At 57.4% G+C, this 12,186-nt stretch carries 7 protein-coding genes; 3 read left to right on the top strand and 4 right to left on the bottom strand.

All coding sequences use genetic code 11. The features are described 5' to 3' along the window. Position 1: 1 nt before the first annotated feature. Both GF423_RS05410 and GF423_RS05405 read right to left on the bottom strand, forming a co-directional pair. A complete protein-coding gene (locus tag GF423_RS05410) occupies positions 2-1,267 on the bottom strand; it encodes an argininosuccinate synthase domain-containing protein (RefSeq protein WP_241004972.1) in 1,266 nt (421 codons plus the stop codon). A 745-nt stretch (positions 1,268-2,012) separates the two neighbouring features. Then, positions 2,013-2,501, bottom strand: coding sequence for an arginine repressor (locus GF423_RS05405; protein WP_154327391.1), 489 nt, complete (start codon positions 2,499-2,501; stop codon positions 2,013-2,015). 1,389 nt (positions 2,502-3,890) lie between these two features. Between GF423_RS05405 and GF423_RS05400 the strand changes: the two genes are divergently transcribed. The 3 genes from GF423_RS05400 (at position 3,891) to GF423_RS05390 (ending at position 8,393) form a co-directional block, all read left to right on the top strand. Next, entirely contained in the window at positions 3,891-5,219 is a 1,329-nt protein-coding gene (locus tag GF423_RS05400; RefSeq protein ID WP_154327390.1) for a M6 family metalloprotease domain-containing protein, read from the top strand. After that, positions 5,111-6,082 carry a dockerin type I repeat-containing protein gene (locus GF423_RS05395; RefSeq protein WP_154327389.1) on the top strand — a complete coding sequence of 324 codons (972 nt, stop codon included), beginning with the start codon at positions 5,111-5,113 and terminating at the stop codon, positions 6,080-6,082. The genes GF423_RS05400 and GF423_RS05395 overlap by 109 nt, the downstream gene beginning before the upstream one ends. 115 nt (positions 6,083-6,197) lie before the next feature. Continuing rightward, positions 6,198-8,393, top strand: coding sequence for a M6 family metalloprotease domain-containing protein (locus tag GF423_RS05390; RefSeq protein WP_154327388.1), 2,196 nt, complete (start codon positions 6,198-6,200; stop codon positions 8,391-8,393). A gap of 102 nt (positions 8,394-8,495) precedes the next feature. Here the strand turns inward: GF423_RS05390 and GF423_RS05385 are convergent, their stop codons facing one another. Beyond that, positions 8,496-9,902: a methyltransferase RsmF C-terminal domain-like protein gene (locus GF423_RS05385; RefSeq protein WP_154327387.1), complete on the bottom strand. Its 1,407-nt coding sequence runs from the start codon at positions 9,900-9,902 to the stop codon at positions 8,496-8,498. A gap of 162 nt (positions 9,903-10,064) precedes the next feature. Further along, on the bottom strand, positions 10,065-12,020 hold the full coding sequence (gene gyrB / locus GF423_RS05380) for a DNA topoisomerase (ATP-hydrolyzing) subunit B (RefSeq protein WP_154327386.1): 1,956 nt from the start codon (positions 12,018-12,020) through the stop codon (positions 10,065-10,067). Positions 12,021-12,186 lie beyond the last annotated feature (166 nt).

Genomic DNA, 12,186 nt, shown 5'->3' with positions numbered 1-12,186 from the left:
CCTATAAGTCGTCGGCAATGCCGTTTTTGAGTTGGTTGTAGTGATAGATCTTGAGCGGATTGGCGTAGATCTTGGTGTAGCCCTTCACGTCGTCGGCCGTCCAGGCCTTGTTCATCTCGCCATACTCGCCAAAGCCTGTCTTGCTCAGGTCGAATGGCGACTGCACGCCCACCAGGTCATAGCGGTAGGGCTTGAGGTCGATGATGACCTTGCCGGTCACGTTGCGCTGGCTCTTGGTGAGGTAGGCCTCGATGTCGCGCATCACGGGCTCCAGGTAGTAGCTCTCGTGGAAGAACATGCCATACCAGTTGCCCAGTTGCTCTTTCCAGTATTGCTGCCACTTGGTGAGGGTGTATTTCTCGAGCAGCTTGTGGGCGGCGATGATGAGCAGCGGAGCGGCAGCCTCAAAGCCCACGCGGCCCTTGATGCCGATGATGGTGTCGCCCAGGTTGATGTCGCGCCCTATGCCGTAGGGGGCCACCAGGTCTTCGAGATCTTGTATGGCCTTCACCTTGTCGTCGTAGTGGCGGCCGTCGATGGCGTCGAGCTCGCCTTTCACAAAGTCGAGCGTGAGGTGCTTGTCGTCGTGGGCCGTCATGGGGCGCAAGAATGCGCTCTCGGGCAGGTTCTCGTCGCTGTGCAAGGTCTCCTTGCCGCATATCGAGGTGCCCCACAAGCCCTCGTTGTAGCTGTATTCCAGCTTCTTGAAGTCGCCCACAAAGCCGTGGTCCTTCAAGTAGTTGATCTCGTAGTCGCGGGTGAGCGACAGGTCGCGTGTGGGGGTGATGACCTTGATCTCGGGTGCCAGCACCTGGAAGGTGAGGTCGAAGCGTATCTGGTCGTTGCCGGCGCCGGTGCTGCCGTGGGCCACGCAGTCGGCTCCTATCTTTTTGGCATATTTGATGATGGCGATGGCCTGGAACATGCGCTCCGAGCTCACCGAGATGGGGTAGGTGCCGTTGCGCAGCACGTTGCCATACACCATGTACTTGATGCTCTTGTTGTAGTACTCCTGGGTGATGTCGAGGTTCACGTGCTTCACGGCGCCCAGCTCGAGGGCGTGCTTCTCGATGGTGGCCAGCTCCTGGGCACTGAAGCCACCCGTGTTGGCTGTGGCGGTGTACACGTCGTAGCCGCAGTCCTCGCTCAGGTATTTCACTGCAAACGAGGTGTCGAGCCCGCCGCTGTAGGCCAGCACCACCTTCTCGCGGCGCTTGGGCTGCGTGCTGCTGCTGGCAGCATTGTAGTCGACCGGCGGCTCGCCTATGTGCTCGGCCGGGTCATAGAGCAGGGCAGTGCACAGGCACTTGGCCCCGCCGTTGCGTTGCAGTATGTCGTAGTTCACACAGCTCTCGCAGCCTTTCCAGAACTCCTTGTCGCGGGTGAGCACCTCGAAGGTCACTGGCTTGAAGCCCAGCTTGGTGTTCATGTTGAGCACTGCAGCTCCGGTCGTGAGGCTGAACACCTTGGCCATCGGGTAGCGCTCGCGCGCCAGGGCAAATACTCGTCGCTTGATTCGTGAGGCCACGCCTATGCCTCTGAAGTCGGGATGGACAATGAGTCCTGAGTTGGTTACAAACAGCTTGTGACTCCAGCTCTCGATGTAGCTGAAGCCGGCAAAGCGGCCGTGATACAAGGCCAGCACGGCCTTGTTTTCAAGCATCACTTTTTCTACATAGGCGTGGGTGCGCTTGGCAATACCGGTGCCGCGCACCTTGGCAGCGTCAGACATCGTCTCGATAATCTCATCGATGTACTTGAGATGTTCCTTTCCTGCTACCACGATTTCAATGTCGTTGATGTCAATCATTTCCTTTCTTTTTTATACGAATCAAAAAACGTGTAAGTGTCAATCTGCGTGTGTGTGCATATATACAATATACCCCTTGCACATCGTCATCGTCCTGCTCTCTATGTGTGTGACAGGGGGAGATGCCGAAGCGCATCAGGGTCTATTGTTAGGGCGTGTGTGTGTGAAAGCGTGTGGAGGCGTTCGCTGTGAGGGGAGAGAACTATTGATTCTGCTCTATGGGCACAAAGCGCGAGAAAAACTTGATGGCCTCCTCGTGGGTCACTCCCTCTCGCAGGATGGCAAACACGGTGTCGGCACCTGCAATCGTGCCCAGAATGTCGCGAGAGTGGCTCATGTCGATGTCATAGGCCAGTCCGGCTGCATAGCCGTTGCGGGTCTTGATGACAGCAAAGTTGCCCGAAAACTCGAGCGAAACAAAGCCAATTTGTGAGTTTACGGTCATGCTACGTTGTCCCTTCAAGAGCAACGAGTCTTGCAGGCCGTTGCTGTCGGGGATGATGTACATGTAGTTGCCAAGGTCGTTAGCTACCTTGGTGATCTTCAACGCTTTCAAGTCGCGCGAGAGGGTGGCCTGAGTTACATCAATTCCACGTGTCTTGAGCATCTCGGCCAGCTCGTTTTGACTCCCAATCGTATTCTTCCTGATCAATTCAATGATCATCTGAAGTCTGTTTCTCTTATTTTTCACGATTCTCTAAAATTGTAATCAAGTTACACATTCCGGCTTATTTATAACAAATTGCAACCCGTGAGGCTGATTAATCATAAATTTCCAATCACAAAGATAAAAATAAAATTATTAATATTGAACACAATTTCGTTTCGAAAGTGAAAACTTTTTTAAAAACACCCTTTTTTCCCCTACCAAACGCCTTTTTTTGCCGACAAAAAAATTTTTTTCTGCTCGCTTGTCGCTCTTGGTGATACTTGACGCAGTGACGACTGGCATGCGCGCGCGTGTGGGGGAGTGTGCATGTGATATCGCGCGCGAGGGTGAAAAAAAAAGCAACGCCCCCTCCGTGCGTTCCAGCAGGAGAAGGCGAGAGGAATACCTAACGTTCAATAGGGTCTCTTATTCCGTCTTGAGGTCTTTCACGCGCGATAGTTTGACTAACCTGAATATAAGTTTTAATTTAAGATGAATTAAACAATAATTATATACCCGAACCGTGATTACGGTTTTCTATTACTCATAGTGTTTTGTACTTTATCACTTGTAAACTTGCATCGCATCATGTGATTTGCTTTGAAATATATATATATAATTAGTGTAATTCTACATCGTTTTAGGTCATGTTTCTTGCTCGGGAAAATGGCTGGCGAGAAACATTTTTCTTAAAAACATTACAAATATAGTGCAAATTACCATATAAACAAAATAAAATTGAGCAAATTGATATATTTTTTGTGTTGTCTGGGTGCTTGCCGCCGTCCTATGGCTTGGCTATGAGCCGCTTTGGTGGTTGCTGCAGGTGTAGGGAAAAATGAAGATGACCCATGCATCACGCACAAGTCATCTCGTTGTAAACCTTAAAACATCTTTTACCGGCCGTTACCTATTCTATATACGGCCGTATCTTTATGTTGTCGCCCCGTCATGACTTGCCGGCGGCCTGTGACGGGCCTGCCCTGCAGCAGGGGGGCGCTACATGTCGCTTGTTGCTCATCGGCACACTCTCTTGGCCTGTGTTGAGTAGTTTCTTGGCGTGGCACAGTGGGAAAACGCACAATGTGCACGGTCCTGGTATCGCAGCTTGTTGTGGTCGATGTTGCACAGCGGGCATAGGTGCCCTATTTCTACAAAGGTAAACATATTTTCGGTATGTGCCAAGGTTTTTTCTTGTTTTTACCCCGTATTTTTAAGGGTTTATCACATTTTGCCCGTTTTTTTACATTTTTGTCCTAAAAAGGGTTGCATTGCTTGCAAGTCTTAAAAATATTTTTGAAATTTGCAACTTGACAAATATCTCTGTTGAACCCTGCATTGCATGTTTTAGATAGGATTTTACCCTTCTTAAATCTGCTTGAAGAACAAATATTACTATTGTTAACAACAACTTTTTATATCTTACAAGAAATGAGAAAATTTTTGCTTTCAATTGCTGTGGCCCTGGTCGCATCGGTCCAAGGGCTTGCAATACCTGCACTTCCCACCCCGTTTGCGGTCACTCAGCCCGACGGGTCGCAGCTCACTGTGCGCCTGCACGGCGATGAGTACTACAACTACTATACCACGCTCGACGGCTACACCGTTGTGAAAAACGACGCAGGCTACTATGTGTATGCCCAGAAGAATGGCGGCGTGCTCGCTCCCACGGCAGTCGTTGCCCGCCCGCAGGCCGAGCGCTCGGCTGCCGACCTGGCCCTGCTCTCCACGCTGGGCAAGAACCTGATCGACGACACGCGCTCGAGCGCCTCGCGCAAGGCACGTGCGCAGCGCGACCGGGCCATGAAGGCCAGCGCCTTCGACTACAGCAAGTTCAGGGGCCTCGTCGTCCTGGTGCAGTTCAACGACTGCAAGTTCTCGCGCAGCGATGCCGCCGACTTCTATGAGAAGATGATCAACCAGGAGAACTACACGGGCTACACCAACGAGGACGGCAGCAGGAGCACCTACGGCGCCTTTACGGGTAGCGTGCGCGACTACTTCCGCGACAACTCGATGGGCAAGTTCAACCCCCGCTTCGACGTGGTGGGGCCTGTCACCGTCAACCTCTCGGTCGATTCGCCCAGGGGCTCAGAGAAAATGTCGCCCCTGCTGGCCCAGTCGTTGAAGCAATTGAAGGGCAAGGTAAACTTTGCCGACTATGATACCGACAACGACGGCTATGTCGACATGGTGTATTTCATCTTTGCAGGTGTGGGCAGCAACACCGGCGAGGCCCCCAATCACGTGTGGCCCCATGCCAGCTACTACTCCTATCCCATAGGCGGCAAGACGATAGGCCGCTATGCCTGCTCGTGCGAGTTCTACAGTGCCCGCCAGGGTATTCTCGACGGCATAGGCACGATATGCCACGAGTTCAGCCACGTGCTGGGTCTCGAGGACCTCTACGACACCGACTACTCGGCCAACGGCGGCGAGAGTGTGACACAAGGCACCTGGGAGATCATGTCGGGGGGGGCTACAACAACTATGCCCGCACCCCGGCCGGCTACTCGGCCTACGACCGCTATTCGCTGGGCTTCTGCACACCCAAGGTTGTCAACGCCCCGGGCACCTATACGCTGCCGGCATTCAACTCGGGCAACGAGGCCCTCATCCTCAAGACACCCACGGCCAATGAGTTCTTCATCATGGAGAACCGCCAGCTCGAGGGCTGGGACGCCTATTGCCCGGGCCACGGCATGCTCATCAACCACGTCGACTCGACCAACGTCAGCGTGTGGACCAGCAACCAGGTGAACTGCAACCCCGAGCACAACTACTACAAGTTTATGCCTGCCGGCGGCGCTTCGCAGTCGTCGGCCAGCGACCCCTTCCCGGGCACTGGCGCCGTGACGATGATTACCAACGCCACCGAGCCCAACCTGCTCTCGTGGGCCCAGGAGCATTGCCCCTATATCATCACCAACATTGCCGAGAAGGATGGCAACATTACGCTCAAGATTGCCAACGATACCGTGATTGGCGATGTCGAGGACTTTGAGGACATGGCAGCCACCACCGCTACCAGCCTGGCCGACGTGCAAGGCAAGTATGCCACCTGGTCGTTCACCAAGTGCAATGTCACAGCTCCCGGCAGCGGCAAGGCCAGCGGCGAGCACTCGGTAGCCATGAAGTTGCCCAGCGCCATCACCAGCGGCGACACCTACTATGACGCCTATCAAGTGAGCTTCAAGGTGTTTAACCCGCTCTCGATGACTGTGAAATACACCTTGTCGACCTCGACCGACGGCGGTGCTACCTGGACCAATGCGGCCTCGGCCACGGGCGAAACCACGCAGGCAGTGTCGGGCAATGGCACTCACGTGCTCTATTGGGTGGTCAACACCAAGCAAGACACCCCCACACGCTATCGTGTGATCCTGTCCACGGGCAGCAAGACGTCGGCCGTTTATCTCGACGACTTCACGCTCTACTACAGATCGGCCACGGGCGACATCAACGGCGACGGTGTGGTCAACGTGACCGACGTCACTGCCCTCATCAACGTTATCCTGGGTTCGGCCTCCTACGATGCCTCGCTGTGCGACATCAATGGCGACGGCACGATCAACGTGACCGACGTCACCGCCCTGCTCAACCTCATCCTCGCTGCCGAGTGATACAACCCTGCACAAGCTACACTTCGGGCTGTGCCTGCTCACACGGCTGCTCGAGGTGTAGCTGTTTTTCCCCCCACATTTACACATCTATTTACACCTATTATTATCACTGTTCATGAAGAAATTTTTCTTGTTGCTCATGGGCTTGCTCTCGGCAGTGAGTGCCATGGCAATACCTGCATGTCCCACACCCGCTACTGTGACCCAGCCCGACGGCAGCACGCTCACGCTCATGCTGCAGGGCGATGAATACTACCACTTCAACACCACGCTCGACGGCTACACCGTCGTCAAGAATGCCCAGGGTGCCTATGTGTATGCCGCCCAGAGCGGCCGGCGTCTGGTGGCTACCAGCGTCGTGGCCCACGATGCCGCAGCACGCACTGCTGCCGAGACGGCCTCGTTGCAAGCCACAGCACGCTTCCTGGTCGATGCCGACGCCTGGAGCCAAGGCCAAAAGTCGAAAGCACGCAGCCGCAACGCCCGCCGCAAGCTGTTGCGCGACGACTTGCTCGACTACAGCAAGTTTCGCGGCTTGGTTATCTTGATCAACTATAGCGACCGCAAGTTTGCTGTCGACAGCACTTTCTACGAGGCAACACTCAACGACAAGGATTTCACCGGTATCACGGTCAACGGCCGCTATGAGTCCTACACGGGCAGCGTGCGCGACTACTTCTACGACAACTCCAATGGCGTCTTCGACCCCCATTTCGACGTCTATGGCCCTGTCGACGTCGACTATGCTTCGACCGATGGTAACGAGAATTACGCCAGTATTTTCCTTTCGGCCATCAATAAGCTCGACGGCGCGGTCGACTTCAGCAAGTACGACACCGACGACGACGGCACGGTCGACATGATCTACTTCATTGTGGCAGGGTACACCTCCAACTACAGCGGCAACAACAGCAGCTACCTGTGGCCCCACATGTCGTCGCTGTCCTACTACAGCTCGCAAGCCTACGACGGCGTCTACCTGGGCCGCTACGCCAGCTCGGGTGAGTACTACGGCTGGGAAAGTCAGGGTCGCAACAAGCACGACGGCATAGGCACGATATGCCACGAGTTCAGCCACGTGCTGGGTCTTGAAGACCTCTACGACACCGACTATGGCGAGAGCGGAGGCCAGAGCGACCACCCGGGCGCCTGGGAGGTGATGGCTGGCGGCAGCTACAACAACTATGGCCGCAACCCGGTGGGCTACTCGCTCTTTGAGCGCACTGTGCTGGGCTTTGCCACCCCCGACACGTTGCAGGCCGGCAAGCACTACACCATGGGCGCGCTCAATGCTACCAACCATGGCTACGTCTTGACCACGCAGGAGCCCACCACCACCTTCTATCTCGAAAACCGCCAGCGCACCAAGTGGGACAGCTATCTGCCTGGCCACGGCATGCTTGTGTCGCGCGTCGACATGAGCGACCTTGGCGTGTGGGCGAGCAACCAGGTGAACTGCAACCCCAGCCACAACTACTATGTGGTGCTGCGGGCCGGCAATGCCAAGGGCGGCAGTGCCAGCGACCCCTTCCCGGGCACGGCTGGCGTGACCAAGCTCACCAACACCACACAGCCCAATCTGCGCACTTGGGGCAACTCGATGAGCCAGATGCTGCTCGACAACATCGCCGAGCAGGAGGGCATCATCTCCTTCGACGTCAAGGCCGATGGCTCGATCAAGAAGATTGTCGAGGATTTTGAGGCCATGCCTGCGACCAGTGCTACAACGGCCAGTGGCGTGCAGGGCAACTTCACCACCTGGAGCTTCACGCGCGCTGGTGTGGCCGCCCCGGCCAGCGAGGCCGTGCGCAACGGCGAGCACGCCGTGGCCATGAAGATGCCCGGCGCGGTGTCGATGGCCGAGCCTCTCGCCTTCGACCCCTTCCAGATCGAGGCCACCGTCTACAACACGTCCAACTCGGCTGCCACATTCAAGCTCTACTATCTCGTGCCCGGCGACTCGGCTGCCGACTGGAAGGAGTATGCCGGCTCCGACGTCGCGGTGCCTGCCAAGTCGAGCCTCAAAGCGCAGTGGAACGTGACCCTCACCGGCCCTGTGCAGTACCGCATCCTGCAGTCGGGCGGCAGCAAGTCGCTGCCTTGCTACATCGACGACATCACTTTCTCCTATTTCCCCGTCGACGGCGATGTGAATCTCGACGGCGTGACCAATGTGAGCGATGTCTCGGCACTTACCAACGTGGTGCTGGGCGCCACTCCGCTCTATGCGCCGCTGAGCGACCTGAACGCCAACGGCAGTGTCGACGTGAGCGACGTGACCACGCTCATCAACATGGTGCTCGGCAACTGACGCACAGCGCTATATCGACAAAAACAAGTCTCCAGGCACGCCACGCTTGTTGTGGTCGAGGCCTGGAGACTTGCTTTTTCTTCTCGTGTGGGCGGGGGCATCTCACCCCTCACCATGCACACAGGAGCCTGCGGTCACCACCGCTGGCTCCTGTGCCGGAATGTGGGTGCTCAAGATGCGCCACGGCTTGGGATATAGGTTGTTGGCACGGCTGCCCAGGTTGTTGGCAAAGCCTATGGGGCTGCCGTGGTGGGTGAGCAGCACATAGCCCCGAGGAGCATCGACCACGACGGTCTCGCCGCGCATGTAGGCCATGGCAGTGGCATAGTCGACCTCGCAGCGGGCAAAGGCCTCGGGATTGAGCGCTGTCGACAGGGCCAGCGCGTGGCTGGGCACGCAGTTCTTGCCCTTGACCGTGCCCAGCGTGATGCCCTCGTGCAACACGTGCAGGACCCCGTGCAGCAGGGCCGCGCAGGGCTCAAGGTCGTGCGGGATGGCTACGATGGTGTCGCCGCGCATGGCCAGGCTGTAGTCGCTGGCGCACTCGAGCCAGTGCTCGGTGCCGCGTGGCCAGGCGGTGTTGCCACGGGCCTTGACGGCTTTCATCTTGGGCGGTTTTGCCTTGCCCTCGGGCTTGCGCAGCACGGCCATGAAGAGACCCTCGCCGCGGGTGAGGTGAGGCATGAAGCGGTAGCAATGGGCGCTGGTGCCTATGCCGGGGTGCACCTTCCAGCCAGCCTCGACCGGCACCTCGACCGTGGTGGCCTGGCAGGTGTCGATGAGGTGCTGCACCACTTGCTCGTTTTCCTCGCTGTTGTAGGTGCACGTGCTGTATATCAGCAGTCCGCCTGGCTTGAGGGCGTGCCAGGCATCGTCGACAATGCTGCGCTGCAAGGCGGCGCACTGGCGCACCAGCGCCGGGCTCCACTGGGCCACAGCCTCGGCCTCCTTGCGCATCATGCCCTCGCCGCTGCACGGGGCGTCGACGGCCACCACGTCGAAGTAGTGCCTGAGTTGCTTGAAGTCGCTGGCAGGGTTGCTGGTCACAAAGCAGCGCGGGCTGCCCCACTTGGTCACGTTCTCGCACAGCACGCGAGCCCGTTGAGGCATCACCTCGTTGGCCACCACGGTCGAGCCTGGCGGCAGAGCCTGGATTGCCGCGGTGGTCTTGCCCCCGGGCGCGGCACACAGGTCGAGGTAGCGCACCGGCCCGTCGACGAGCGAGCCGATGACGTGCGCTATAAACATCGACGAGGCGTCTTGCACATAGTACAGGCCCGTCTGGAAAGCGGTGTCGAAGGTGAAGGGCTCCCGCCCCGCGAGATAGCGCCCCGCCGGGCACCAGGGCACAGGCTCCAGTCCTGTCGTGCGGGCTTCATGCGCCCCCTTGGCCGTGTTGAGGCGTATCGACACTGCTGGCGGCGTGGTGGTGATGGCCGCTGCCAGTGCCTCCCACTCATGGGGCAGCAGCGCTTGCAGCTGCGCTATAAATTGTTGTGAAATCTCCATACTTTACAATTGTCATTTTACAAGATTCGGCCGCTTGACAGGGGGTCAGGCGGCCGAATTGCTGTTTCGATAGATCGTCACTGTGGTGTGGTGTTGCGTATCTTAAGGAATTGGCAAGGTCTTCTTTTCCTTAGGTTCTGGCCGTGTCGCGGCCCGCTGCCATCAAGTGTCGAGGGTGGCGTAGGTGGCGTTTTCCTCGATAAACTTGCGGCGCGGTGCCACATCCTCGCCCATGAGCATCGAGAAGGTGTGGTCGGCCGAAGCGGCGTCCTCGACGCGCACGCGCTTGAGCATGCGGTTTTCGGGGTCCATGGTGGTGTCCCACAGTTGCTCGGGGTTCATCTCGCCCAGACCCTTGAATCGCTGCACCTTCACATTGCGCTCCTCGCCCTGGCCGTACTTGTCGATAAACGTGCGCACCTGCTGGTCGGTCCAGCAGTACTCCTGGTTGTTGCCCTTCAGACAGCGGTACAGCGGCGGCGTGGCTATGTAGAGGCACCCGTGGGTGATGATGTCGGGGATACAGCGGTAGAAGAAGGTCATGAGCAGCGTGGCGATGTGGGCACCGTCGACATCGGCATCGGTCATGATGATCACGCGGTGGTAGCGCAACTTCTCAAACTCGAAGTTCTTGGGATCGGTGATGCCCAGGGCGCGGAAGATGTTGACCACCGACTCGCTCTCGTAGATTTTGTGCTCCATCACCTTCTCCACGTTCAGTATCTTGCCTCGCAGCGGCAATATGGCCTGGAAGTTGCGGTCGCGGCCCTGCTTGGCGCTGCCGCCTGCCGAGTCGCCCTCGACCAGAAACAGCTCGCTCTGGGCCGGGTCCTTGCACGAGCAGTCGGCCAGCTTGCCGGGCAGTCCTGAGCCCGAGAGCGGCGACTTGCGCTGTATGCGCGCCCTTGCCGTCTGGGCGGCGTGCCGTGCCGTGGCGGCCAGGATCACCTTCTCGACGATGGCCTTGGCCTCGTTGGGGTGCTCCTCGAGGTAGTTGCCCAGTGCCTCGCGCACGCTCGAGTCGACGGCGCCCATCACCTCGGTGTTGCCCAGCTTGGTCTTGGTTTGGCCTTCAAACTGCGGCTCCAGCACCTTGACCGATATCACGGCGGTGAGCCCCTCGAGAAAGTCGTCTTTGTTGAGCTCCACCTTCACCTTGTCGAGCATCTTGTTGTCCTCGGCATATTTCTTGAGCGTGGCGCCCAGGCCGCGGCGGAAGCCCGTGAGGTGCGTGCCGCCCTCCACGGTGTTGATGTTGTTGACAAACGAGTAGATGTTTTCCTTGAACGAGTCGTTGTAGGTCATGGCCACCTCAATAGGAATGTTGTTCTTATTGCTGTGGATGTGTATCACGTCGCCTATGAGCGAGGTCTTGCCCTCGTCGAGAAAGCGCACAAAGTCGTTGAGGCCCGTCTCGCTGTAGTACACCTCGCTGTGCGGCTTACCCTCCTCGTCGAGGTCGCGCATGTCGGTGAGCGTGAGACGCACCCCGGCATTCAGGTAGGCCAAGTCGCGCAGCCGCGTCGACAGTATGTCAAACTGGTAGACCGTGCTCTGGAATATCGTGGCATCGGGGTGGAACTGGATGGTGGTGCCGTGGTCGCTCTCGTCGCAGTCGCCTATGATGCTCACCGGGCTGGTGGGCTTGCCATAGGCATACTCCTGCATGTAGACGTGACCGCCGCGCCGCACCTCGGCGCGCAGGTAGTCGCTCAGGGCGTTCACGCAACTCACGCCCACGCCGTGCAGACCGCCCGACACCTTGTAGGAACCTTTGTCAAACTTGCCACCGGCATGCAACACGGTCATCACCACCTCGAGGGCCGACTTGTGCAGCTTCTCGTGCTCGTCGACGGGAATGCCGCGGCCGTTGTCTTTCACTACGATCGAGTCGTCCTTGAGTATGGTCACCTGTATGTCGTTGCAGAATCCTGCCAGGGCCTCGTCGATCGAGTTGTCGACTACCTCCGACACCAGATGGTGCAGTCCCTTGACGTGTGTATCGCCTATGTACATCGACGGACGCTTGCGCACGGCCTCCAGGCCTTCGAGCACTTGTATGTTGTGCGCCGAGTACTTTTTCTCTACTTCTTCTTCTCTTAAATCTTCTGATGACATATAAATTTCAGTTCTTTCTCTTCTCTGTGTTTCGTTGCGTGTGCTGCCTCGCTGTTTTTTGCCCCGTTTTCGGCCTTTTGGGCCCCGAAAACGGCCTCTTGGCAAGGCTTCGCCATAAAACGTACAAATTTACACAAAATCACGCGAAAGCTAAAATTTTGGCTCC

This window comes from Sodaliphilus pleomorphus, from assembly GCF_009676955.1.
GTDB classification, from domain to species: domain Bacteria; phylum Bacteroidota; class Bacteroidia; order Bacteroidales; family Muribaculaceae; genus Sodaliphilus; species Sodaliphilus pleomorphus.
This window is presented reverse-complemented; position numbering and strand designations above follow the sequence as displayed.